The sequence below is a fragment of the Allosphingosinicella sp. genome (assembly GCF_035626655.1).
Classification (GTDB): Bacteria; Pseudomonadota; Alphaproteobacteria; order Sphingomonadales; family Sphingomonadaceae; genus Allosphingosinicella.
Genome location: NZ_DASPNF010000005.1, coordinates 391,045 through 414,645, shown reverse-complemented (window position 1 = coordinate 414,645; position 23,601 = coordinate 391,045). Strand labels below are relative to the sequence as shown.

The 23,601-nt window shown below is 68.8% G+C and carries 26 protein-coding genes; 9 read left to right on the top strand and 17 right to left on the bottom strand.

Features of this window, described 5'->3' with window-relative positions; genetic code table 11:
• Positions 1-30: 30 nt before the first annotated feature.
• The 6 genes from yihA to VEC11_RS04930 all read right to left on the bottom strand — a co-directional run bounded on the left by yihA (position 31) and on the right by VEC11_RS04930 (position 3,727).
• Entirely contained in the window at positions 31-672 is a 642-nt protein-coding gene (yihA, locus tag VEC11_RS04955) for a ribosome biogenesis GTP-binding protein YihA/YsxC (RefSeq protein ID WP_464129487.1), read from the bottom strand.
• Positions 669-2,498 (bottom strand): membrane protein insertase YidC, encoded by a 1,830-nt coding sequence (gene yidC / locus VEC11_RS04950; RefSeq protein ID WP_464129486.1) that lies wholly within the window; start codon positions 2,496-2,498, stop codon positions 669-671. The genes yihA and yidC overlap by 4 nt, the downstream gene beginning before the upstream one ends.
• A gap of 11 nt (positions 2,499-2,509) precedes the next feature.
• A complete protein-coding gene (gene yidD, locus VEC11_RS04945) occupies positions 2,510-2,722 on the bottom strand; it encodes a membrane protein insertion efficiency factor YidD (protein ID WP_464129485.1) in 213 nt (70 codons plus the stop codon).
• Positions 2,719-3,108, bottom strand: a complete 390-nt coding sequence (rnpA, locus tag VEC11_RS04940; protein ID WP_464129706.1) for a ribonuclease P protein component — start codon at positions 3,106-3,108, stop codon at positions 2,719-2,721. Before rnpA ends, yidD begins: the two co-directional genes overlap by 4 nt.
• A 59-nt stretch (positions 3,109-3,167) precedes the next feature.
• Positions 3,168-3,302, bottom strand: coding sequence for a 50S ribosomal protein L34 (gene rpmH / locus VEC11_RS04935; protein WP_464129705.1), 135 nt, complete (start codon positions 3,300-3,302; stop codon positions 3,168-3,170).
• Between the two features lie 92 nt (positions 3,303-3,394).
• On the bottom strand, positions 3,395-3,727 hold the full coding sequence (locus VEC11_RS04930; RefSeq protein WP_464129484.1) for a hypothetical protein: 333 nt from the start codon (positions 3,725-3,727) through the stop codon (positions 3,395-3,397).
• 150 nt (positions 3,728-3,877) lie between these two features.
• On the opposite strand from VEC11_RS04930, the gene VEC11_RS04925 reads away from it, so the two are divergent.
• Entirely contained in the window at positions 3,878-5,386 is a 1,509-nt protein-coding gene (locus VEC11_RS04925) for a YifB family Mg chelatase-like AAA ATPase (RefSeq protein WP_464129483.1), read from the top strand.
• Between the two features lie 2 nt (positions 5,387-5,388).
• Here VEC11_RS04925 and VEC11_RS04920 read toward each other — a convergent pair whose 3' ends face one another.
• The 4 genes from VEC11_RS04920 to VEC11_RS04905 form a co-directional block, all read right to left on the bottom strand.
• Positions 5,389-5,970, bottom strand: a complete 582-nt coding sequence (locus VEC11_RS04920; protein ID WP_464129482.1) for a PAN domain-containing protein — start codon at positions 5,968-5,970, stop codon at positions 5,389-5,391.
• A gap of 185 nt (positions 5,971-6,155) precedes the next feature.
• Positions 6,156-7,040, bottom strand: a complete 885-nt coding sequence (locus tag VEC11_RS04915; RefSeq protein ID WP_464129481.1) for a cell wall hydrolase — start codon at positions 7,038-7,040, stop codon at positions 6,156-6,158.
• A 120-nt stretch (positions 7,041-7,160) separates the two neighbouring features.
• Entirely contained in the window at positions 7,161-8,249 is a 1,089-nt protein-coding gene (locus VEC11_RS04910; RefSeq protein WP_464129480.1) for a flavodoxin family protein, read from the bottom strand.
• Positions 8,246-8,497 carry a hypothetical protein gene (locus tag VEC11_RS04905; protein WP_464129479.1) on the bottom strand — a complete coding sequence of 84 codons (252 nt, stop codon included), beginning with the start codon at positions 8,495-8,497 and terminating at the stop codon, positions 8,246-8,248. The genes VEC11_RS04910 and VEC11_RS04905 overlap by 4 nt, the downstream gene beginning before the upstream one ends.
• A gap of 71 nt (positions 8,498-8,568) precedes the next feature.
• Between VEC11_RS04905 and VEC11_RS04900 the strand changes: the two genes are divergently transcribed.
• Positions 8,569-9,120: an AAA family ATPase gene (locus VEC11_RS04900; protein ID WP_464129478.1), complete on the top strand. Its 552-nt coding sequence runs from the start codon at positions 8,569-8,571 to the stop codon at positions 9,118-9,120.
• Between the two features lie 3 nt (positions 9,121-9,123).
• Here the strand turns inward: VEC11_RS04900 and VEC11_RS04895 are convergent, their stop codons facing one another.
• From VEC11_RS04895 to cysK, 3 genes are read right to left on the bottom strand one after another with little or no spacing between them, the layout of a single operon-like run.
• Positions 9,124-9,753 (bottom strand): LuxR C-terminal-related transcriptional regulator, encoded by a 630-nt coding sequence (locus VEC11_RS04895; protein WP_464129477.1) that lies wholly within the window; start codon positions 9,751-9,753, stop codon positions 9,124-9,126.
• Positions 9,754-9,787: 34 nt separating this feature from the next.
• A complete protein-coding gene (locus tag VEC11_RS04890; protein WP_464129476.1) occupies positions 9,788-10,654 on the bottom strand; it encodes an ATP-grasp domain-containing protein in 867 nt (288 codons plus the stop codon).
• On the bottom strand, positions 10,651-11,568 hold the full coding sequence (gene cysK / locus VEC11_RS04885) for a cysteine synthase A (RefSeq protein ID WP_464129475.1): 918 nt from the start codon (positions 11,566-11,568) through the stop codon (positions 10,651-10,653). The genes VEC11_RS04890 and cysK overlap by 4 nt, the downstream gene beginning before the upstream one ends.
• 49 nt (positions 11,569-11,617) lie before the next feature.
• Here cysK and VEC11_RS04880 point away from each other — a divergent pair, with 49 nt between their 5' ends.
• Positions 11,618-12,151: a 2OG-Fe(II) oxygenase gene (locus VEC11_RS04880; protein WP_464129474.1), complete on the top strand. Its 534-nt coding sequence runs from the start codon at positions 11,618-11,620 to the stop codon at positions 12,149-12,151.
• A 5-nt stretch (positions 12,152-12,156) separates the two neighbouring features.
• Here the strand turns inward: VEC11_RS04880 and VEC11_RS04875 are convergent, their stop codons facing one another.
• A complete protein-coding gene (locus tag VEC11_RS04875; protein WP_464129473.1) occupies positions 12,157-13,488 on the bottom strand; it encodes an MFS transporter in 1,332 nt (443 codons plus the stop codon).
• Between the two features lie 298 nt (positions 13,489-13,786).
• Here VEC11_RS04875 and VEC11_RS04870 point away from each other — a divergent pair, with 298 nt between their 5' ends.
• The 3 genes from VEC11_RS04870 (at position 13,787) to VEC11_RS04860 (ending at position 17,686) form a co-directional block, all read left to right on the top strand.
• Positions 13,787-14,803: a toll/interleukin-1 receptor domain-containing protein gene (locus VEC11_RS04870; RefSeq protein WP_464129472.1), complete on the top strand. Its 1,017-nt coding sequence runs from the start codon at positions 13,787-13,789 to the stop codon at positions 14,801-14,803.
• A complete protein-coding gene (locus VEC11_RS04865) occupies positions 14,800-15,837 on the top strand; it encodes a hypothetical protein (protein ID WP_464129471.1) in 1,038 nt (345 codons plus the stop codon). The genes VEC11_RS04870 and VEC11_RS04865 overlap by 4 nt, the downstream gene beginning before the upstream one ends.
• 97 nt (positions 15,838-15,934) lie before the next feature.
• Positions 15,935-17,686 (top strand): DUF885 domain-containing protein, encoded by a 1,752-nt coding sequence (locus tag VEC11_RS04860; RefSeq protein WP_464129470.1) that lies wholly within the window; start codon positions 15,935-15,937, stop codon positions 17,684-17,686.
• A 1-nt stretch (position 17,687) separates the two neighbouring features.
• Here VEC11_RS04860 and VEC11_RS04855 read toward each other — a convergent pair whose 3' ends face one another.
• Positions 17,688-18,410 carry an oxygen-binding di-iron domain-containing protein gene (locus VEC11_RS04855; RefSeq protein WP_464129469.1) on the bottom strand — a complete coding sequence of 241 codons (723 nt, stop codon included), beginning with the start codon at positions 18,408-18,410 and terminating at the stop codon, positions 17,688-17,690.
• Positions 18,411-18,514: 104 nt separating this feature from the next.
• Positions 18,515-18,901 (bottom strand): SpoIIAA family protein, encoded by a 387-nt coding sequence (locus VEC11_RS04850; protein WP_464129468.1) that lies wholly within the window; start codon positions 18,899-18,901, stop codon positions 18,515-18,517.
• 235 nt (positions 18,902-19,136) lie between these two features.
• Here VEC11_RS04850 and VEC11_RS04845 point away from each other — a divergent pair, with 235 nt between their 5' ends.
• Positions 19,137-20,285 carry a lipase family protein gene (locus VEC11_RS04845; protein ID WP_464129467.1) on the top strand — a complete coding sequence of 383 codons (1,149 nt, stop codon included), beginning with the start codon at positions 19,137-19,139 and terminating at the stop codon, positions 20,283-20,285.
• 333 nt (positions 20,286-20,618) lie between these two features.
• Here VEC11_RS04845 and VEC11_RS04840 read toward each other — a convergent pair whose 3' ends face one another.
• Positions 20,619-21,818, bottom strand: a complete 1,200-nt coding sequence (locus tag VEC11_RS04840) for a helix-turn-helix transcriptional regulator (RefSeq protein WP_464129466.1) — start codon at positions 21,816-21,818, stop codon at positions 20,619-20,621.
• Positions 21,819-21,977: 159 nt separating this feature from the next.
• Between VEC11_RS04840 and VEC11_RS04835 the strand changes: the two genes are divergently transcribed.
• On the top strand, positions 21,978-22,310 hold the full coding sequence (locus VEC11_RS04835) for a UrcA family protein (RefSeq protein ID WP_464129465.1): 333 nt from the start codon (positions 21,978-21,980) through the stop codon (positions 22,308-22,310).
• 149 nt (positions 22,311-22,459) lie between these two features.
• Positions 22,460-23,356: a TolB family protein gene (locus VEC11_RS04830; RefSeq protein ID WP_464129464.1), complete on the top strand. Its 897-nt coding sequence runs from the start codon at positions 22,460-22,462 to the stop codon at positions 23,354-23,356.
• Positions 23,357-23,601: the final 245 nt, after the last annotated feature.

The following is a 23,601-nucleotide window of genomic DNA, read 5'->3' as shown; positions in this document are numbered from 1 at the left end:
ACCCCAGCCTTCGCCGGGGTGACGGGTTGCTTACGATTCAGCCGCCTCTAGCACCGCCGCGCGCAGACGGTCCATGCCGAGGCCCTTCTCGCTGGAGGTGGCGATGACCTCGGGATGGGCGGCGGGGCGCTTGCGGGCCTCGGCCTCGGTCTCCGCCTGGACGGCCTCGAGCGCGCTCGCCTTGATCTTGTCGGCCTTGGTGAGGACGAGCCGGTAGGAGACCGCGGTGTCGTCGAGCATCTTCATGATCTCGCGGTCGATCTCCTTCACGCCGTGGCGCGAATCGATCAGGACGAGCGCGCGCTTCAGCACCTGCCGGCCGCGGAGATAGTCGTTGACCAGCCAGCGCCATTTCCTGGCGACGTCCTTCGGCGCCCTGGCGAAACCGTAGCCGGGCATGTCGACGAGGCGCAGGCGCAAAGGCTCGCCGACCTCGAAGAAGTTCAGCTCCTGGGTGCGGCCGGGCCTGTTCGAGGTGCGGGCGAGGCCGCTCCGGTTGGTGAGCCGGTTGAGCAGGGACGATTTGCCGACGTTCGAGCGGCCGGCAAAGGCGATCTCCGGCACCGTCGCCGGCGGCAGGAACTTGAGCTCGGGCGCGGACTTCAGGAAGGAGACCGGCCCGGAAAAGAGCTTCCGGGCCGCTTCCTCGAGGTCCCTGTCGTCCGCGCTCACTTCTTGCGCGGCGGGCGGCTCCGCCTCTTGTTCGACTGGGCGCGGGTCACCTGCCGCGACTGGGTCGGCCCGGTCGGCGCCGCCGGCGCGGCCAGCGCCACGGCGGGCGGCGGCGTGTTCACGCCCAGCTTCCGGTTCAGGAACCAGATCTGCAGGATCGAGATCAGATTGTTGGTCACCCAGTAGACCTGGAAGCCCGCCGCGAAGGGCGCCATGATCACCACCAGGATCCACGGCATCCAGGCGAAGATCTTCTGCTGCATCGGGTCCATGGGCGCCGTGTTCATCTTCTGCTGGAGCCACATGGTGACGCCGACGAGGATGGGCAGGATGCCGATGGCGAGGATGCTCGGCGGCGTGAAGGGCAGCAGGCCGAACAGGTTGACCGGGGTCAGCGGGTCGGGCGCGGTGAGATCGTGGATCCACAGGGTGAAGGGCTGGTGGCGCATTTCCACCGCGACCATCAGCACCTTGTAGAGCGCGTAGAAGACCGGAATCTGCAGGAAGATGGGCAGGCAGCCGGCCATCGGATTGACCTGCTCCTCCTTGTACATCTTCATCATTTCCTGCTGCATGCGTGGCTTGTCGTCCTTGTACCGCTCCTGCAGGGCTTTGATCTTCGGCTGCAGCACCTTCATTTTCGCCATCGAGCTGAACTGCTTCTGGGCGAGCGGGAAGAGCAGGATGCGCACGATGATCGTCAGGCAGATAATCGCCACGCCGAAATTGCCGATCACCGAGAACAGCCAGGTCAGCAGGGCGAAGATCGGCTTCATGATGAAGTCGAACCAGCCCCAGTCGATCGCCCGGCCGAGGTCGGTGCCGAGATTGTCCCGGTAGAGGTTCAGATAGTGGATCTCCTTCGCGCCCGCGAACAGGTGCGAGGTGGCGGTCATGCGCTGGTTGGCGCCGATCTCGCGCATCTGGCCGGTATAATCCGCCTGGAAGACGTTGCCGGCCGCGTCGAGCTGGCGGAAGCTGGTGGCGACGTTCGCCTGCTGGCTCGGGATCACGGCGGCGAGCCAATATTTGTCGGTGAAGCCGAGCCAGCCGCCGCGGCTGTCCTGGCTCACGACATGGCCCTGGGTTTCGCCGAGCGTGCTATAGTCGGTGTCGTAATTGGCGGTGCCGTTGAACACGCCGACGGGGCCGACCTGGCTCACCCAGCTGTCGACGTCATGGCCGCGGCCGGTCCTGTTCACGAGCGCGCTCGTGGCCATCATGAGCGGCTGGCCGCGATTGATCAGGTTCTGCTCGGCGGTGAACAGATAGCCGTCGTCCACGCGCAGGACGATCTGGTAGATCTGGCCGCGCCCGTTGTTCCAGGTCAGCGTCACCGGCGTCGTCGGGGTGAGGGCCGGGCCGCCGCTCGCAGTCCAGAGCGTGTCCGCCTTGGGGCGCAGGTCATTGGTGCTCTGCGGCCCGCTCCAGCCGAAGCCGGCATAATAAGCCTCGCGCGTGCCCACGGGGGAGAACAGGCGGACCGGCGGGGAATTGGCGCCGATCCCCTCGCGGTGGCGGAGCAGGACGAGATCGTCGATCCGCGCGCCGCGGAGCGAGAGGCTGCCGCGCAGGAGCGGCGTCTCGATGCGGATGCGCTCGCCGGCCGTCTCGCGGAGCACGAGGTCGCGGTTGCGGTTGGCGACCGGCGTGGAGGAAACCGCGCTTGCCTGGGGCTGGGCGACCGGCACCTGCTTGCCATTCTCGGTCTTCGTCGCCGGCGGGTTGGCGGTCGGGAAATAATATTCGGAGATCGCGCTCCACCCGAACAGCACCAATGCAGACAGGACGACCGCCAGGATCATGTTACGATTGTCGTTGCTCACTTAGTCTTCCCTCAAGGCACAGGATCGTGGCCGGATCCCCCCCAGGGGTGGCAACGACAAAGACGGCGGAATGCCAGCCAGCTCCCGCGCAGCGCGCCATAGCGGGAAAGGGCGGTGATTGCATAGGCCGAGCAACTCGGGCTGTAGCGGCAGCTGGGCGGCAGGATGCGGGACGGGCCGAGCTGCCAGCCACGGGCGACCAGGATGAGCAGCTTCGCGATCACGATTGTGCCTCGCTACCCTCACCCGTTCGGCCTGAGCCTGTCGAAGGTCTGTCCTTCCTGGCTGCAGCAGAAAAAGGCAGGGCTTCGACAGGCTCAGCCCGAACGGTTTTTCCCTTCAATTTCGCCAGGGCTTTTCTGAGCTCGTCCGCGAGCAGGCCAAAGTCCCGTTCGATCCCGCCCTGCCGGCCGATCAGGACATGGTCCGCGCCCGGATGGCCGGATTCGGGGAGGACGGCGCGGGCCAGCTCGCGGAAGCGGCGCTTCATGCGATTGCGGGTGACGGCGTTGCCGACCTTCTTCGAGACGGTGAGGCCGAGGCGCATGGCCGGATCGCCGTCATTGCGGGGCCGGACGAGCAGGACGAAGCCCGGCGTCGGCGCGCGCAGGCCCGCATTCGCCGCGAGGAAGTCCGCGCGGCGGCTGAGCTTGCCGATATTCCCGGTGGTTACGCGGACAGCTTCTTGCGGCCGCGGCTGCGGCGGGCCGCCAGGACCTTGCGCCCGCCGACGGTCGCCATCCGGGCGCGGAAGCCGTGCCGGCGCTTGCGCACGAGATTGCTCGGCTGGAAGGTGCGCTTCATCGCTCATTCCTCGTAATTCGAAGTCTAAAGAAAACGGCCGCCGTAGAGGGCGGCCTCGTTGGGGGCGCGGATAGGGAAGGCGGCGGAGAAAGTCAATCGGAGACGCTTGCATCGCCGGCGGCAGCCTCCTCCGCCTGCTCGCGCTTGAGCCTGTCCTCGCGGCGGCGGGCGCTGAGCCGGCGCATGCCCCAGTCCGCCCAGCGGCCCTTGTTCGGGTGCTTCCGCTTGAATTTCACATATTGGCGCTTCGCCCATTCGCTGTTCTGCAGGACCAGCGCCAGGCCCGCGGCGAAGACGAAGACGCCGCCCGGGCCGGGGATCGCGCCGACCAGGGGCGCGATGATGATCAGCAGGCAGCCGAGCACGAACAGGCCCTGCCGGATCAGGACCGATTTCTTCCGGGGCGTCTTGCCGGGCGTCGCCATCGGCCTGATGTGGGGAAGCGAGGGCGATCTGCAAAGCCCCGGCCATTTGCTCCACTCCCGATCCTTTCGCTCGACTTCCGCGCCGGGCCCATTCAAAATGAATGGGTTTTCCGCCGAAATGGACGGAAAACGACAGGTGGGGGGGGCAAGATGGTCGCGCAGGTCGCCACGGTCGCATTTCTCGGGCTGGAGGCGCGCGCGGTCGAGGTGCAGGTGCAGATCGCCGCGGGCCTGCCGAAATTCCTCGTCGTCGGCCTGCCCGACAAGGCGGTAGGCGAGAGCCGGGAGCGCGTCCATGCCGCCCTGGCCGCGATCGGCCTGTCGCTGCCGCCCAAGCGGATCACCGTGAACCTCTCGCCGGCCGACCTGCCCAAGGAAGGCTCGCATTACGACCTGCCGATCGCGCTCGGCCTGCTCGCCGCGATGGGCGCGATCGACCGGGAGACCCTGGCGTCCTATTGCGCGGTCGGCGAGCTCAGCCTGGACGGGCGCGTGGCGCCGTCGCCCGGCGTCCTGCTGGCTGCTATCCATGCCTCGGCACAGGGGCTCGGCCTGATCTGCCCGGCCGTGCAGGGCACCGAGGCCGCCTGGGCCGGCGACGTGGAGGTGATCGCCGCGCCCGACCTGATCGCCCTGTTGAACCATCTGCGCGGCGGCGCGGTGCTGGCGCCGCCCCGGCCCGGCGAGGCCGAGCCGCCCGCGTCGGGGCCGGATCTCAGGCAGGTGAAGGGGCAGGAGACGGCCAAGCGCGCGCTCGAGATCGCCGCGGCTGGCGGGCATAATCTGCTGATGTCCGGGCCGCCGGGCGCGGGCAAATCGCTGCTCGCCGCCTGCATGCCCGGCATCTTGCCGCCTTTGACCCCGGCGGAGGCGCTGGAAGTCTCGATGATCGCCTCGGTCGCTGGCGAGCTGAAGGACGGGCGGCTGGTCAGGACCCGGCCCTATCGCGCGCCGCACCACAGCGCCTCCATGCCGGCCCTGGTCGGCGGCGGGCTGAAGGTGCGGCCCGGCGAGGTCAGCCTCGCCCATCTCGGTGTGCTCTTTCTGGACGAACTTCCCGAATTTCAGCGCGGCGTCCTCGATTCGCTCCGCCAGCCGCTGGAGACGGGGACGGTGCAGGTCGCGCGGGCCAATGCCCATGTGACCTTTCCGGCGAGAGTGCAGCTCGTCGCCGCGATGAATCCGTGCCGCTGCGGGCATCTCGGCGATCCGGCCCTCGCCTGCGCCCGCGCGCCGCGCTGCGCCGCCGACTATCAGGCCAAGGTCTCCGGGCCCTTGCTCGACCGGATCGACATCCATGTCGACGTCGCCGCCGTGGCCGCCGCCGACCTCGTCCTGCCGCCGCCGGCCGAGGGGTCGGCGGAGGTGGCGGGGCGGATCGCGGCGGCGCGGGCGGTGCAAACGGCGCGCTTCGAGAAGCAGGGCATCCGCACCAATGCCGAGGCGGACGGCGACCTGCTCGATTCTCTGGCGACCCCGGATGAGCCTGGTCGGCGGCTCCTAGCGCAGGCAGCGGAGGCAATGCGGCTCTCGGCGCGCGGCTATCACCGCGTGCTGCGCGTCGCGCGGACGGTGGCCGATCTCGCCGGCAGCGACGGGGTCGGCCGGGTCCATGTCGCCGAGGCGCTCAGTTACAGGCGGCAGGCGCCGCGCAGCTAGCGCTACATGCCGTAGGTCGAATCGTAGGGCCGCACGACGCCTGACGTCATCCCCGGCCCGCCGCGCGGCGGCGACACCTGGTTCTTGATCCAGCAAAGCCCGGTTGCGGCAACGAAGGTGAAGGAGCGGCAGGTGCCGTCCCGCTGGCAGATATTCCGGCACTGCGCAGGGCTCGCCGCCCGCAGGGTGTTGTAGTCGTGGCCCGGCCGGTCGACGCCGGGCTCCAGATCGTCGGTCGCGCCGTCGACATATTTGACGCCCGAGATGCAGCAGGTGTTGTAGTTCCGGCCGGGGACGTTGCCCTTGATCCAGCAGCGGCCCGGCAGGCGGGGATCGCTTGGCCTCACCCAGGTGAAGCTGCGGCAGCGCGCATCGCCGACGCAGACGCCCTGGCAGTTTGCCGGGCTTGGCGTCTCGAGGCTGTAGAGGTCGCCGCCATAGCGGTTCCAGTTGGTCTCGAGATGCACCACCCAGGAGCCTGGCTGGAAGGCTGCCGCCGCTGTGCCGAAGCGCGGGCCGAGGCCGATGAAGGCCAGGCCGCCGATGATGATTCCGGTCAGGAAGACAAGGAGTTTCCGCCGCATCGCCCGTTCCCCTTGAAGGGGGCGCTTTCCGCAAGGGGATTCCGCGGCAGGCACCCCGGTTACGCGCTACGCTCAAGCTGAGGCGGACCGGCTTCCGAAGGCGCATCTTCTGCGGATGCGCGCCGGTTCCGCCTGACCTGCGGGAGGGTGCAGGCTCGCCCGGATCGAGTCAAGGCGCGCGAGCGCTAGTTGCCGTAGACGATGCGGATGCCGTTCGACTGGCGGACCACGCGCGGGCCGGAGCGGGCAGGGGCCTGGCGCTGCTGCCGGGCGGTGGGACGCGCCGCGTTCTGCGACGAGGCCTGGGTCGCGCGCTGGGTCGGGCGCGGGCCGTAGGTGCGGTAGACCAGCTCGCGCGCCGGGATCGGGATTTCCGCGATCTGCAGCGGCTGATAGCGGTCGCGGCCCGGGACGCGGCGCTCCTGCGCGAAGCGCTCGCGCATACGCGGCGCGTAGATGGGCTGCTCGACGCGGACGTCCTCATAGCGCTCGCCGCGCATCCGGCCGAACGTCTCCGGCTCGTAATTGCCCGGCAGCTGGCTGAACGCCTCGACCGAGCGGCTGTCCGGGCGGGTGTAGAAGACATGCGCGCCGACCGTCGTCTGCGTGATCAGGCTCGGCGCCCAATAGGGCCGGATCGCCGTGGTGTGATAGTTCACGGCGAGGCCGACGGGGCGGAAGACGTTGCCGCGCAGCGCCGCCATCGCGATCCGCCGGGCGCGGTCCCAGGCCGCCGGCTCGCCGATCGGGCCCATCACGCCGGTGCAGGTGAAGCTGAACTGGCAGCCGGTGGTGCGCTCGGCGCCCTGGTAGACGACGCCGCAGACCGTGTTCGGATAGGCCGGGTGGCGGACCCGGTTCAGCACGACCTGCGCGACGGCGCGCTGCCCGTCCTCGGATTCGCTGCGCGCCTCGTAATAGATGGCCTCGGTCAGGCATTGGAGCGAGCGGTCGAAGGTCGCGGGATTGCGGTTCGCCACATAGGGCTCGGCCACGGTCCCGGCGAAGGCCGGGGCCGGCATGCTGAGGGTCGCGGCGATGAGAATCCCCGACAGGAGGTGAGAACGCATGATAGAATTTCCGCCCGATGTCTTTTTCGGGGCGGTTCTACCGGGGCAGGGTTGGGAAGCGGTTAACGCGAAAAGCGTGGAATTACCCGGGCTTCGTCATGTGCCGGCCTGTGGGGGCCATCATTTCTGCCGCGGCTGTTCCAGATCGTTGCCGGCGCTGACCAGGTGGCCGGCGCGGCGGGCCTGGACGGCCTCCAGCAATGTGCGCGCGGCGTTGCGGACCTCGTCCTGGATGGCCTGGTCCCTGTCGAGCGCCTCGTGGCTCGTCGCATAGGGCTCCCAATAGCCGATATAGCGGTCGAGCTCGGCGGGCACGCCGGCGGGGACGAGGTGCATGAAGCGCAGCCAGTCGGTCACCGAGCGGCGGACATTCTCGGCGCCCTCGACGTCGCCATGGACGACCACGGAGAAAAGCCGGCCCTCGAGATGGCGGGGATAGGGCCAGTCCGCCAGCTCCAGTTCCTTCGCCTTCTGCGCGTCCTTGCCGTGGGTGGAGCTCGGATCGGGATTGCCGCCGTCGGCGCAGACCAGCCGGTCGATCATCAGCTTCATCGGCGAGGAGGTGTGGTACCAGTTGACCGGCGTGATCAGCATGATGCCGTGCGCCCTGACCCAGAGCGGGTAGATCTCGTTCATCATGTCCTGGGTCTGGCCGAGCGAATAGTTCGGATAGCAGGAGCAGGGCCAGTGGCAGAGCGCCGCCGCGGTCGAGAAGCAGGCCTTGCAGGGATGGATGTGCTTTCCATACTCGGCGGCGAGGCGGGAGAGGTTGAGCGTGCGCACCTCGACGCCGTCGACCCCGCAAATCTCGGCGGCGATCTCCAGCAACCGCCAGCTCTTCGACATCTCGCCGGGGCAGGTATGCTCGGAGCGTGACGAGCCGTTGATGATCAGGATGCAGGGCGGCTCGGCCGGATCCTCATATTCGCGCTGCGCCCGGTCGATCGCAGCTTTGCCGTCGAGCCAGTCGACAGCGAGATCGTAATCGGGGTCGTCAAAGCCCGGGCCGGCCTTGCGGGTGCGGGGCGCCTTGCGGCTGTTGCGATACGCGTCCCAGGCCGCGTCCGCGATCCGCTCCAGCTCGACCTGGAGGGGCTCGAAAGCGGGGTCCGGAAATTGCGACCGGAAGCGGCGCTTGAACTCCGCTTCGTCGAGCTTCACCCCGGGCATGCCCTTGCGCGGCGCGGGCGCGCCGGAGAACAGGCTCATTGCGTGCTGTTGCCGCTGCCCGGCGGGTTGATGTTGATGTCGGGCGTCTTGATGTTGACGTTGATGTCCGTATCGGCCTTCCCGCCGCCGAGATAGCCGCCGAAATAGAGGAAGGCGGCGATGCCCGCGAGCAGGGCGACGATCAGCGCCAGCATGACCGCACCGCCGCCGCCGTCGCGCTCGCCACCGGCGTTAATGATCGTGGTTTCGTGCCTGACCGGCTCTACGTCGGGATCGCGTTCGTCCATGGCGGCCTCCTCGCCCGAAAGAACGCGACCGCAACGAGTGGAGTTCCGGGCAAAGCTGCTATGGGGGCGCGGTGACCGGCACGGATCCCATGCTCATCTGGCTCAACGGCGCCTATGGCAGCGGCAAGACGACAATCGCGCGCCGGCTCGTCCGGTCCTGCCCGGGCGCCTGGCTGCTCGATCCCGAGCGGATCGGCTTCGCCCTGCGGCGGCGGCGGGAGGTCGGCGAGGACTTCCGGGCCCTGCCGGCCTGGCGGGCGCAGACCCTCGCGGCGGCGCTGGCGGCGGCCGAGGGCGGAGCGGAGCGTCTCGCCATCGTGCCGATGGCGCTGGCCGAGCCAGACTGGTTCGACGAGATCGTCGGCGACCTGCGCCGTTGGGGCGTTCGCGTCCACCATTTCAGCCTGCTTGCGACGCCGGAGACGCTGCGCCGCCGCCTGCGCCGGCGGCTCGACTGGCCCGCCTCCCGCCGCTGGGCGCTGGCCCGGGTCGAGTGTTTCGAGGCGCTGCGTCAGCCCGGCTTCGCCGTGCAGATCGAGACGGATGGCCGCCCTGTCGAGGCGATCGTCCGCGAGATCGTCGGCCAGCTGCCGGCGGACCTGGCCGGCCGCTTTCGCGCCTGAGCGTCAGCCGGCCGGCTTGACCTGCTCCATCAGCGCGAGCAGCCGGCCCTCATTGTCCTTGAAGAAGCTCATCCACTCCTCGATGCCGTCCTCGTGGCGATGGATCAGGTGCGGCGCATCGACGAACTCGACGCCCTGGGATGCCAGCGCGATGTGGACGAGGCGGATGTCCTCAACGCGGAAATAGAGGATCGATTCGCTGTCGCTCCCGGCTTCGGTCTGCGACAGGAAGAGGCGGACGCCGCCGCAATCGAAGAAGGCGAGGTCGCCGAAGGAATAAAGGTGCGGGAGGCCGAGCGTCTCGCCGAAGAAGTGCCGCGCGGCGGCGATGTCCTTCACGTGGCGCGAGATCTGGCCGACCGGGCCGAGCAAGGCGTTGGCGTCGCCCATATTTTGCTCCTTCGCGTTAAGAGCGCTGTCGCGCCGGATTCCTGGCCAGTGGCGAAGCGCGATCCGGTTTGGCAGGTCGAGCTTGGCGAGGATGTTGGCCACGTGGAACTTGACCGCCTCGGTGCTGACGCCGGCGCGCCGCGCGATCTGCGGGCCGGTCATGCCGTGCCGGATCATCTCCACCATCCGCCATTCCGCGGGGGTGAGGACGTCGTCATGGGGCGGTCTGCCGCGCTTCGCCATGCGCGGGACCTAGCAGCCGCCGTCGCGAATTACCCTACCCGCGGGCGGCCGCGCCGATGGCCTCGGCGAAGCGCTGCTGGGCGCCCGCGCCATATTCCAGGAACAGGTCGGGCTCGACCGCTTCCAGCTCCATCAGGACGGGCCGACCGTCCCGGTCGCGGACCAGGTCGACGCGAGCGTAGAGCAGGGGCTCGCCGGCGGCCGCGAGCGCGGCCTCCGCGGCTTCGAGCTCGTCCGGGCTGGGATCATAGGGCGCGAGGATGCCCCGATATTCGGGCTGGACGCGGAAGTCGCCGGGCTGCGGGCGCTTGCTGACGGCGTGGCTGAAGCGGCCGCCCAGATAGAGAAGCGAGGGTTCGCCGCCGGTCAGCACGTCCTCCATGAACGGCTGGATCATCGCCGCGTCCGTCGGGGCCCCGTCGAGCGGCGTGCCCGGCGACCAGCGGATCGTGCGGAAGGCGCTGGCGGAAATGCGGGGCTTGGCGACGAGCCGGTCCGTGCCGAAGCGCGCCGCCGCCTCGTGCAGCGCCGCCTCCGTCACCTGCTCGACGAAGATCGTCGGGACGACGGGCGCACCCTTTGCGGCGAAGTCGCCCAGATAGGCCTTATCGGCGTTCCAGCGCAGCACGGCGGGCGGATTCTGCAGGCGCACGCCCGCCGCCTGCCAGCGTCCCACCTGGCCGGCCCAGTCGCCGTCGCGATGATAGCCCCAGGCGAGCAGGGCGAGGACGAGGTCGAAGCCGGTTAGATCCCGGTCGGTGGTCCATTCCACTGCCTCGATGCGCAGGCCCGCCGCCTCCTCCAGCGGCTCGACTATGCGCGCCAGCACTTCGGGCCAGCGCGTCCCGCCATATGAGCCATCCGCCGCCGGGACGAGGATGGCGATCCTTGCGTTGCTCATTCCTCGGGGAGGAAGTCCGGGACCGAGAGGTAGCGCTCGCCCGTATCGTAGTTGAAGCCGAGGATGCGCTTGCCGCTGAGCTCGGGCAATTTCTGGGCGATGGCGGCAAGCGTGGCGCCCGAGCTGATCCCGACGAGGATTCCTTCCTCGCGCGCGGCGCGGCGGGCCATCTCCTTGGCGTCCGCGGGCTCGACCTGGATGATCCCGTCGAGCAGGCTCACGTCCATGATGCCGGGGATGAAGCCGGCACCGATTCCCTGGATCGGGTGCGGGCCGGGCGCACCGCCGGAGAGGACAGGCGACAGGGTCGGCTCGACCGCGAAGACCTGCAGGCCCGGCCATTCCTTCTTCAGCACCTCGGCCGCGGCAGTGATGTGGCCGCCCGTGCCGACGCCCGTGACGATCACGTCGATCGGCGAATCGCGGAAGTCGGCGAGGATTTCCTGCGCGGTGGTCCGGCGGTGGACTTCGAGATTGGCGGGGTTCTCGAATTGCTGCGGCATCCAGCCGCCCTCGGTCTCGGCGACCAGCTCCTCGGCCCTGGCGATGGCGCCCTTCATGCCTTTCTCGCGTGGGGTGAGGTCGAAGGTCGCGCCATAAGCCAGCATCAGCCGGCGGCGCTCCAGGCTCATGCTCTCCGGCATGACGAGGACCAATTTGTAGCCCTTGACCGCGGCGACCATGGCGAGGCCGATGCCGGTATTGCCGGAGGTCGGCTCGATGATGACGCCGCCGGGCCTCAGCGCGCCCGTCCGCTCCGCGTCCTCGATCATGGCGAGCGCGATCCGGTCCTTGATCGACGCGCCAGGGTTGGAGCGCTCGGACTTCACCCAGACCTCGGCGTCCCCGAACAGGCGGTTGATCCGGATGTGCGGCGTATTGCCGATCGTCTCGAGAATATTGGCGGCTTTCATGGGGCGGCTCCTTCTATCGCGCAGGTCTCAAGGGGGTTAGGAATCGGGCGTGGCCGGTCTCTATCTTGCAGTTCCCGACGCGCTGAGCGGCGCACAATGCGACGCAGCGATCGGGCTGGCCGACGAACGGCTGGCGCCGGCGCCCGTTTATGGCGGGGACGGGGCCCGGATCGAGCCGATGATGCGCGATGCGGGGTCGGCCCTGATCGAGCGGGCGGAGGCGGAATGGCTGTTCGAGCGGCTGGATGCCTTGTTCGCGCGCGGCGCGGAGGCCTTCGCCCTGCCGGTGGGGCCGATCGCCGAGCCGATCCAGATCGTGCGCTACGCGACGGGCGGGCATTTCCAGATGTGGCATTCGGACGCCGGCGGCGACCGCGTCGAGCAGAGGCGCATCTCCATGTCGGTGGAGCTGTCGGCGCTGGCCGACCATGCGGGCGGGGCGCTGGAGGTGGTCCCGGACCTGGTCGGCCGTCCGCGGACGCTGGCGCGGGGCGGGGCGCATCTCTTCCCCTCGCGGGCGCTGCACCGCGTCGGGCCGGTGACCCGCGGCACGCGCTGGGCGCTGGTGGCCTGGACGGGCTGACCCGGTCATCTCTTCGTCCCCTCGGTCGCCAGGCCGGCGGCGAGCGGCGGCACGTTCACGTCCGGCATGTCCTTGCCGCATTCGTCGGCGATGGTTTCCGGATCGGGCTGGACGAAGCGGTCGGCCCTGCGGAGGCTCGGAAAGGCCCAGGCGCAGAAGCCGGTGGCCAGCACCGACAGCGCGCCGCCGCCGACCACCGCGATCACCGGCCCGAAGGCGGCGCCTGCAAGGCCGGCACGGAACTCGCCGAGCTCGTTCGAGGCGGAGATGAAGAGGCCCGAGACAGCGGAGACCCGGCCGCGCATGGCGTCGGGCGTGTGCAGCTGGATCAGGGAGGAGCGGACGTAGACGCTGATCATGTCCGCGGCGCCGATCACGAACAGGGCGGCGAGCGACAGCCACATCCAGCGGCTTTCCCCGAAGACCATCGTCGCCAGGCCGAACAGGCCGACGCAGAGGAACATCTTCACGCCGACCTGCCGCTTGAGCGGGTAGCGGGCGAGCAGCAGGGCGGTGAGCGCGGCGCCAACCGCAGGCGCGGCGCGGAGCGCGCCAAGACCCTCCGAGCCGACATGGAGGATGTCGCGGGCATAGACGGGCAGCATCGCGGTCGCGCCGCCGAGCAGGACGGCGAACAGGTCGAGGCTGATCGCGCCGAGCACGATCTTGTTGTCGCGCACATAGGCCAGGCCCTCGATCACCGCGCGCAAGGGCCGCGAGGCGCCGGCATTGCCGCGCGGGATCGGGCGGATCAGCAGCATGCAGCCGAGCGCGACGGCATAGAGCACCGCCGAGGCCTCGTAGGTGAGGCTGGGCGAGATCGCATAGGCCGCGCCGCCGAGCAGCGGCCCGGCGATCGCCCCCGCCTGCCAGGCGATCGAGTTCAGCGCGATGGCGCTCGGCAGCAATTCTGGAGGGACGATGTTGGGCGCGATCGAGGACAGGGCCGGGCCGGCAAAGGCGCGGCCGATGCCGAGGAGGACGGCGACGGCGAAGAGCGGGGCGAGGCTCATCGCCTCGAGCCAGACCAGGGCCGCGAGCGCGGCCGCGCAGAGCATCTCCACCGCGATGAACACCCGCACGATCCAGCGCCGGTCCAGCCGGTCGGCGACATAGCCGGCGACCAGGGTCAGGACGAAGAGCGGCAGGAACTGGGCGATGCCGATCATGCCAAGCCAGAAGCTGGCTTCCTCGATGCTCATGCCGGAGCGCCGGGCGATGTCGTAGACGTGGATGCCGATGACGACGACCAGCATCGTATTGGCGATCGTGCTCGCCAGCCGCGCCGCCCAGAAGGCGCGATAGTCGCGGAACTGGAATGGAGAGGCTGCGGCCATGGCTGCTCACCTAGGCGGGGAGGGCAGGGGCCGCAACCGCGGATGCTGCAAAGGGCAGTGATCGGCGCCCCCTGACGCGGGCCGCGCAAAGTTCTGCCCCCGCCGGCGGAAGCGACGGAGAAGATTTATGCCGGGACGGTGCCCTGCGGCCGGGGCACTGGCCGGATCGGGCGGAGATGGACGCCGACGCGGGACCGGTTGACGGGGACCGCGCCCCCCAAATATCGTCCGGGGCGCCCGGGGGCCCCTGGCTTGTCCTCTTTGCTTTCCCTCTTCCGTCGCAAATGCGGGGAATATTGTGACGATAGGCATCGATGACTGTCTCGCGCCCAGCTATTTCGTCTCCTATTCCCGCAGGCAGGAGGCGATCGCCCGCATGCTCAAGGAGGCGATCGCGGAGGATGCCCGCGCGACCTGGTTCGACCGGGATTCCATCCTCGTGGGCGATGCCTGGTTCGAGGAGATCCGGACCGGCATCGCCGGCGCGGACGAGGTGGTGCTGGTGCTCAGCGAGGACAGCCTGGCCAGCGAAGCCGTGGCGAAGGAGGTCGAGCTCGCCCGTGCCGGCGGCAAGCTCATTCGTCCGATCGCCGTCACGCCGCTGTCGCGGGAGCGGTCGCTGCACATCAGCACGATCCACTTTCTGGACGTGTCCGATGCCCTCGACGATCCCGATCTGCTGCGCGTGCGGCTGCGCGCTCATTTCGGCGCCATGGACGGGGACGATCGCGAGGATGTGCGGCTGAAGCTGTTCGCCACGCGATCGGTCTGGCCGCCTTTCACCGAAGCGCTGGTTTCGCCCGCCGGGCGGGACGATGCGCAGGATTATGCGTCGCGGCTCGTCCGCCTGGCCGAGCCCTACAAGCCGGCGAGCCCGATCCGGCTCAATGCCGGTTTGGCCATGTGCATGGCCGGCCAGTGGCGGGAGGGCGTGGCGCAGCTGACCGCCTATGCCGAGGAGGCCAATAATTTCGCCGGCTGGTATTTCCTGGCGCTGCACGCGCTGCGGCGCGAGCCGGTCGCAAGCGTTTCGCTCGACGGGATCAAGCTCGCCTCCCGGGCGATCGGCAAGGCGCTGCGCCTTGGCGACAACCCGCTGGCCCTGCTGACCGCCGCGGTGATCGAGACGGGCGGGTCCAATCTCGGCCCGGTCAATCTCGAGCGGCGGATGGCGGCGATGGCGGCCGCGCTGGGCGAGGAGAAGGATCCGCCAAGCGAGTATCTGCGCGCCTTCTGGTGCCTCAAGCCCTCGCTGCGCGTGCTCGGAAGATATGAAGAACCAGTCCGCAACCTCGTCAGGGAATTGATGGCATGACCGACAGCACGGAGACAGGCGGCGCCGCGTCGGACCGCAAGGACGTCCGGACCTTCTTCTCCGTCCGCATCCGCAAGGTGCCCGACAAGCGCGGCGTGAACTGGACTCTCGTCTGGATCATCGCGGGCATCGCTGCCGTCCTCGGGCTCGGAGGAGGCTTTGGCGGCTTCTTCCTGCTCGGGTTGCTGGGATTCGGATTGGGGATCTTCATCGATCGCAAGGTCGCGGCAGGCGAGATCCAGGAGGTCACGGGAGAGAACGAGGTCAACGAGGAGAAATTGCGCAGCCTTGCCGAGGTGACTCGCCGCGTGCAGGCCGCCGACCGGACGAAGGCGATCCTGCGCGTCTTCGACCGCACGCAGATCGACCGCGACAAGCTGCGTGTGCTCGATCATGTCTATATTTTCGAGGGCGAGGAGCAGCTGCTCGAAAACGAGCAGCACGAGCGCAAGCTCGGCGACCTGATCAACAAGTCCATCCAGTTCGTCACGCCGGCACGGGGCGGAAAGAGTTTCCACCCGGATGATGGCTGGCAGGCGGTGAAATGGCCGGACGGCAAGGTGGAACATTTCTTCAATCCGATACGCCTGGTCGTGCTTTTCCTGAGCGAGACGCAGCTGGTCATCTGCGACGTCGAGATCGATTCGGCCGAAGGCAGCCTGCGCGAGGAGATCCAGCGCGTCTCGCTGGCAAAGATCGTCAACCTGCACTTCGTCGCCGAGCGGACCCGTTATCCGCTCAAGCGCGCCGACATCATCAAGCGGGCCGAGCAGCTGAACTTCGACAAGGAGGCGATCGAGGAGATGAAGCGCGCGCCCGACAGCGAGATTGAGAATGACTGGAAGCTGGAAATGCTGACCTCCCGCCTCACCGTGTCCCGGACGGACGCCGGCGCGATCACCATGCCGATCCGGAGCCAGCTTTATTTCGGAAAGCATCTGAGCGCGCTGGACGACGACGATTCCCTCGGCGACGTCGAGGTGAAGATCGACCGGATGATCAACGAGCTCAACCGGCTGGTCGAAACCTATTGAGCCTGGAAGGAAAGGCGGCGGCGCAGCGTGCTGGCGCCTGCCCGCTTTTCGGTGCAGAAGGACGCGCGGTGGGCGGGGACAGACGCGGAGGAAGCGAATGGCGCCTCGATTCACCCTGATGCTCGTGTCGGCGGCGGCCGCCGCGCTCACCATCTCCGGCAGCAGCGTGCCGGCCGGCAGCGCCGAGGCCGCCCAGGCGAAGCAGCGCCGTCCCGCCACACGGCAGAACTGGGCGCAGTTCCTCCAGAGCTTCATCGACGGCGAGTTCCGCGCGAACCCGGCCTTCGCGGTCAACCAGGGCCGGCACGAATATGACGGCCAATTACCGGACTGGAGCGAGACCGGGCTCGCCAACGAGCGGATGCGGCTGCGCTCCGCGCTCGCCACCGCCCAGACCTTCAACCCGCGCAGCCTCAGCCGCGAGCAGCGCTTCGAGCGCGACTACCTGACGGCCTATGTGCGCGGCCAGCTCTTCTGGCTGGACGTCGCCGACCAGCCGCACACCAATCCGGCCTATTATATGGACGCGGGGTTGGATCCCTCCGTCTACGTGACGCGGCCCTATGCGCCCGCGGCCACGCGGCTGCGCTCCTATATCCGCTACCTCCGGGAGATCCCTCGCGCCGCGCGGCAGATCCGCGCCAACCTCAGGACGCCACTGCCGGTCAGCTTCATCGACTATGGCAAGGCGGCGTTCGGCGGCTTCGCGGAATATTATCCGGGCGACGGCACCCGCGCCTTCGCCGAGGTGCGCGACGCCCGGCTGCAGGCCGAGCTGCGCGACGCCTCCCGCGACGCCGCGCGGGCGATGCAGGGGCTCGCGGACTGGCTGGAAAGCCAGCGCCGCACCGCGACCACCAACTTCCAGCTCGGCGCGGCGCGCTTCGCGCAGATGGTCCGCGACACCGAGATGGTCGACATCCCGCTCGAGCGGCTGGAGGCGATCGGCCGGGCCGACCTGCAGCGGAATCGCACCGCCCTGGTCGCCGCCTGCCAGCGCTACGCGCCGGGCGCGTCGGTGCCGGACTGTATGGCGCGGATGAATGCCGACAAGCCCGAGGGCGGTCCGGTCGCCGGCGCCCGGCGGCAGCTGGCGGGCCTCAGGGCCTTCATCGAGCAGCACGACCTCGTCTCCATCCCCGGCACCGAGCAGGCGCAGGTGGAGGAATCGCCGCCCTATAACCGGCAGAATAGCGCCTATATCGACATTCCGGGGCCCTATGAGCGCGGCCTGCCGAGCGTCTATTATATCGCGCCGCCCGATCCGAGCTGGACGCGCGAGGTGCAGCAGGCCTTCATCCCGGGCGAGTCCGACCTGCTCTTCACCTCGGTGCACGAGGTCTGGCCGGGCCATTTCCTCAACTTCCTCCACGCCAACCGCTCTCCCTTCCTCTTCGGGCGGGTGTTCGTCGGCTATGCCTTCGCCGAGGGCTGGGCCCATTATGCCGAGGAGATGATGTGGGACGCTGGCCTGGGGAATGGCGACCCCGAGGTGCATATCGGCCAGCTCTCCAACGCTTTACTGCGCGACTGCCGCTTCCTCTCGGCGATCGGCATGCATACCGGGCGGATGACGCAGGAGGAGAGCTTCCGGCTGTTCCGCGAGCAATGCTACCAGGACGAGGGCAATGCCCGCCAGCAGGCGGCGCGCGGCACCTACGATCCCGCTTACCTGAACTACACGATGGGCAAGCTGCTGATCCGCCGGCTCAGGGACGACTGGGTCAGGACGCGGGGCGGGCGGCGGGCCTGGAAGGCCTTCCACGACCGCTTCCTCTCCTATGGCGGCCCGCCCATTCCGCTGGTCCGCGCACAGATGATGGGCGGCCCGGCCCGCGCTGTCTTCTAGCTCAGGCCACCACCTCCGCCAGCGCGCGGATCAGGTCGCCGCCTTTGCCGCGCCAGGCGCTGCCGTGCATGCAGGCGAGGGTCTCCGGCTCGGTCGCGGCGATCTTCGCCAGCGTCGCCCGCGTGGCCGGGCCATGGGCGTAATAGTCCATTGGCTGGCGGAACGCCTCGCTCGGGCCGAGGATGTCCCCTTCGGTGAGCGGCACGTCACCGATGCCGGGCTGGGTGAACAGGTCGCCGCAGAAGAGCGTGCCGGTCACCTCCTCGTAGAGATAGCCGCATTCCCACCCGTGCGGGACGTGCGGGGCGTCGAGCCAGCGGACCAGCCGGTTGCCGAGGCTGAGCACCTCGCCGTCGGCCATCGCGCGGGGCGCCCGGTCGGCGAGGTCATTGACCGAGACCATCGCGGCGATCTGGCCGCAGAGCGGCGTCGCGTGCGGCGCGGCCTCGAGCCAGTGGTTGAGCGAGCCGCATTCGTCCGCCTCGACATGGCTGAAGGCGATATGGCGGAGGCGCTCGACCGGCAGCACAGCGGCGACCGCGTCGCGCACGTGCGGGAAAAGCGACCGCAGACCGGTGTGGAAGAGCAAGGGCTCGTCCGCGAGCAGCAGATACTGGTTGAACGAGAATTGCTGGCCCGGGATCGGGACCGGCGTGTTGATCCGGTAGAGGCCGTCGCCGACCTCGCAGATGTTGGTGCCGTTTTCGGCATTGGTGACGAGCATGACGAATCCTTCAACCCGGAAGTCCTGGGCGCGCCCGTAGCGAAGGGAGAGGGAAAGTCCCGCGCGGCGCGACCAAGCGGGCGGGCGCAGCGACGAGGGCGACGTCAGGCCGGGGCCGTCTCATCCTGGCGCATGACGAAGGCGCGCGCCTCCTCGGCCTGGCCCCGCTCGAAGACGCGATAGTCGATATGCGGCAGGAGATGGCTCTCGATCCGGCCGACGGCGCGGATCCAGGCCGGGTCCGCGATCAGGGCCACCCGGTCCATCTTGCCGAGCATCCGCCCGATCACCGAGAGATGCCGCATTTCCTCGCCGATCGCCGACAGCTCGATGCTCACCTGGCCGCGCACGTCGGCGAGCAGGTCCACCTTGCCGTCGCCGTCCATCAGCGCGTCCATCCGCTGGAACGCCTCGCGCACGTCGTCCCTGGTGATGCGCCCCTCGACGACCGCCTTCAGCGCGCGCGGGGAGAGGGAGGTCCAGGTGATCATGGGGAGGTAACGCTTCGGGGGCGAAATGGTTCTGCCCGATGGCCGCGGGTTGCCAGCGGAAAGGCCGCCCTGCCATAACGCTTCCGGGGGCCGCGTCATGAAGATCTATCGTCCGGTGGCCGGGATCGCGAAAACGGAACTGCCGACGGTGCCGAAGCCCGGGCCGGATCCTGCCGCCGAGGCGAAGCGCAACCAGGAAGAAGCGGAGCGGAAGGCCCGCGCCGCGCTCTGGGCGATGAAGGCGCGCGCCGCCTGGTTTTCGGAGCTGGCCTACCATCACCACGAAGATCTTGCCGACCTGCGGCGGGAGAAGGGCCTGTACGAGTTCGAGTGCTTCGAGGACGGGTCGGGAACCAGTGCTGTCTTCGCGTTCATCTTCGAGGGGCGCGCCTGGCTGGTCTTTCGCGGCACAAATGACCTTAACGACATGGCACGCGATATCAGCTTCCTGCCGTTCTGGCATTTCGGCTTCCGGCTTTGCTTCAGCGAGATCCCGGGCAAACTTGACGACTGGGTCGAGCGCGCCGCAGCGCAGGATTATCGTTTCTGCATCGCCGGCCACTCGCTTGGCGGCGCTCTGGCCATGCTGGCGGCGGAGAAGCTGGCCGGCGACGGGCGGCCGATCGAGATGGTCTGCACCTTCGGCTGCCCACGGGTGTTTGCGCCCGCGCAAGCCGCGGCGTTCGACGGGTTGCCGGCGAACCTGCCGGGCCGGCCCTGCCTCTGCCTGAAGCAGGTGACGTACCGGATCGTCGATCGATATGAGGCGGTGTCGCACGTACCCTTTGCGCTGTTCGGGTTCCGGCATGTCGGCGTGCAGGATGAATATGGTCCGCTGGAGGGGCCCGTCGTGACGCGCGAAGCGGCTGCAGCCAGGGGCCTCCGCGACGATCTCGCCGCCGCTTTCCGCGAGACGTTGAAGGGCGCGCTGATCGGCCCCTATCTCCTGGCGCTGATCATCTTCGGAAAGGCCCTTTATCGCCTCATCAGGTGCCCGGGTGCCCACACGATGCTGCTCTACGCGCGCAATGTCGATCAGATGCAGGTCCTTCGAATCTCCCATGACAGGCCGCGCTCCCGCCGGGGCAAGGGGCGCTCCCGGCCGGCTTCGCTGATCCCGTTCATCATCTGGGGAGCGCTGCTCTGGCAGCTCTGGAGGCTGATCGGCCCGCCGCTGGGGCAGCTGGCGCGACGGACAGGCGAGATCATCTGGCAGGCGCCGTGGACCACCTTGCTTGCCCTGGCGGCGCTGGGCCTGGCGACCTTCTGGATCGAGTTCGCCAGGTTGCGGAGCGCGCGGCGCGAGGCGAAGGCCTGGCCGGTGGGCAGGTTCGATCACTTCCTGCATCCGGCACGGCAGAAGCCCCCCTTCACAGGATCCTGACGTAACCGCCCTGCGGGGCGCGAAACGGTCCCCCGGCGCGAATGACGCAAAGGTGACAAAGGTAACGCTACGTCGCACGCGATGCGTAGGCCGACTTGCGGCTCATCCCGACGCACTCGGCGGCGAAGGAGACGGCGCCGATCATGGCGAGGGCATGGACGAAGCCGCGCTGGCGCTCGGGCGCCTAGCCGTCATGGCGCTGGCGGCGGAAGGGACGGGCTCAAAGCAGAGCGGATCGGCGGACGAGTCGCGCATCGACCAGCTTATGATGGAAGGGAAGGGCTATAGGACAGTTCTTTTTTGTTCTCCTTGCCATCGGTGCGACGGGCGCCGTCAATCTCCGACGGGGGCGCGGGGCGAGGGTTCGCCCGATGGCACCATCTTGTCCGGCTCGGCCAGGCCGCCGACGTCGGCAAGGACTCGCCGGACCAGGTCGGCTTGCCGCGAGACCCCGACCTTCCCGTAGACCGTCTTCAGATGGTATTTGACGGTGTTGGGCGAGACAGCGAGCGCCTCTGCCACCGAGGCAACGCCATGACCCGCGACGAGCAAGGCAGCGGTGCGCGCCTCCGCCGGGGTCAGGCCATAGACAATTCTCAGGCGATCCTCCGAGGGCCGAGTGCTTCCTTTGGAGTCGCTGATGAAGAGGACCGCGCCAGGGGCGGCGGGATGGCCGAGCGCGCCGCCATGCGCGGGTGCCAGGGGTTCGGCGACCACGGCAAGCGGACGCTCATCCCCGGTCGGGAGGGCGAGGGCGTCGACTGCCACGGCGCCAGCACCGATCCCTGTCGCCGCCGCGCGCTCGATCAGTGATAGCAGCGCGTCCGTGTGACGCGGCCGGCCCGCACGAAGTCGTCCCTGGCGGGCGTCCAGGCCCTGGCCGCGGCTCAGCAGGGCATCCGCCGCGCGGTTCGCGAAACGGACCTGGCCGTCGGGCCCGGTCACGATGACCCCCCGTTCGATCCGGTCGAGGACGAAGCGGAGCGTCCCGGCCATCTCCTCCATTTCCGCAAGCGCGCGCCGAACGCGCCAGGCCCGCGCGAGATGCGGCAGCACCATGGCGAACGACTTCATGTCGGCTGATTTGAACTCGGGCTGATGTGCGCGGCGCCCCATGACCATGATGTTGGAGAATTCAGGCTGACGCTCGAGGACCGCTGCAGCAGTGTCGCCGAGATTGAACGGGATGTAGAAATCCTGCCAGATCCTGCTGCCTTCCAGGTGCTCCTTGCCGCCTACGTCGGCGACTGACGCCGGCCGCCGCAGAGGATGCTGCTCGGCCAGCGACAGCCAGGGATTGTGGGCTGGGTCGGCGAGCGGTCCTTCAAGAAGTGAAACAGCCTTGGGATCAGTCTGATGGCCGAAGGCGAACGAAACGCCGCGCCCGCCTCTCGTTATGTTCCCGACGAGGAGGAGGGGAGTATCGAGCATCCCGCACATGCGATCTATACCCTGCTTCCACATATCGGGGTCGACCACGCCCTCATGCAGGCGACCAGCGATTTCGAGGATTTCGCGAGCTGCGGCTGTCATCGGGGCAATTTCTTCGCCCGGCTTCCCGGAAAATCCAGTCGTTTTTTCGACCCACCCGGTCGGGTGGGGCGGGTCGCCTGCGACTCGCCTAACTGGATTGCCGCCGGTCCGCCGGGGCAGATTGCCAGGGCCGACAGGCGCAGATGCAAGGAGAATGACATGAGCAAGATCCTGATCGTTGCGGCGGCGACCCTCACCGCGGTCGCGCTCCCCCTGCCGGCCGCGGCCCAGGCCGCTTCCCAGCCGGAAGGCGTGCGGGTTTCCTATGCGGACCTCGATCTCAGCCGGGCCGAAGGCCGGGCCACCCTGTCGGGGCGCATTTCCCGCGCCGCCGCGCAGGTGTGCGGCCGCTCTTCCAGCTGGAATCCGGTCCACACATTGCTCGTGTCCCAGTGCCTGGTGAACGCCAGGCGGGACGCGCAGGCGCAGGTCGAGACGGCGATCGCCCGCGCGCAGGAGCGGGCGTCCGCCACCCGGCTCGCCGCGCGCTGAGCATGTGAACGGGGCGGCGGGGTCCCATTGTCCCGCCGCCTCACTTTTCCCTGCCGTCACTCTACGGCGCAATTGCCAGGCCGCTACCTCCCGGCTAGCCTCTCACCCGGTTCGAGACTGCGAAAGAGCCGGTGATCAGGGAGGCTGTTTTGAGGCTCGCACCGATTCTCGCGACATCGTTGTGCGCCGCCGCCGCGCAGGTTCAGGCGCAGCCATGGACTGCTTCGGCGCCCGCCCGCCCCGAGAAGTTCGCGCCGGAGGTGGTCGCGCGGGGCGATACCGAGGAATCGATGCTCAGCGTCTCGCCCGACGGGTCGCAGCTCTTCTGGGGGGTGAGCCGGGTCTGGTTCCCGATGTCGCGGGTCAGCGAGATCTGGACCGCGCGGCGGACGGTCAATGGCTGGGAGGGACGCGAGCGGGCGTCCTTCTCGTTCGGCTACAGCGACGGCGACCCGTTCGTCTCGCCCGACGGCAGGCGCATCTATTTCGTCTCGGTGCGGCCCGTGCGCGGCCCACGGCGGGACTTCGACCTCTATGTCGTCGAGCGGACCGCAACCGGCTTCGGCCCGGCGCGCAACCTCGGGACAAACGTCAACTCGCCGGAGGATGAGCTCTATCCGTCGGTCGCCGCCGACGGCACGGTCTATTTCGCCAGCGATCGCTCCGGGACCTGGAAAATCTATCGCGCCCGCCCGCAGGCCGACGGCAGCTATGGCGCGCCGGAGCCCTTGCCGGCGCCGGTGAACGCGGAGGGCAACTGGAACTTCAACCCCTTCGTCTCGGCCGACCACCGGACCCTGCTCTACACCTCGCTCAACCGCGCCGGCGACAGGGGAAGGGGCGACATCTGGATGGCGCGGCTCGACGCCGACGGCGCGGTGACAATCGCACGCAACCTCGGCCCGCTGGTGAACAGCGCGCAAGACGAGTTCCACCCGACCCTGTCGCCCGACGGCCGCGCGCTGTTCTTCATCCGCAGGACCGGCGAACCGGGCGCGACCGCCGACGTCTACTGGGTGCGGACCGATGGCCTGGGGCTGCGCTGAACCGCGCGTGAGACGGCCGGTTGGCCGCGAATGGTCCCAATGGTCGCACTGACCAAGGGGCGTCGTGCGGGTGCCCGCGATGCTCCCGGCGCCCGCACCGGTCACGGGAGGCCAAGCGGTCGTCCAGCCGCCATGGCGGTTGGAGGCGGAGGGAACGGGCTCGAAGGCGAGCGGATCGGCGGGTGTGTCGCGCATCGACCAGCTTATGATGTAGGAAATTGGGTGTAGGAAAGTTCTATTTATCT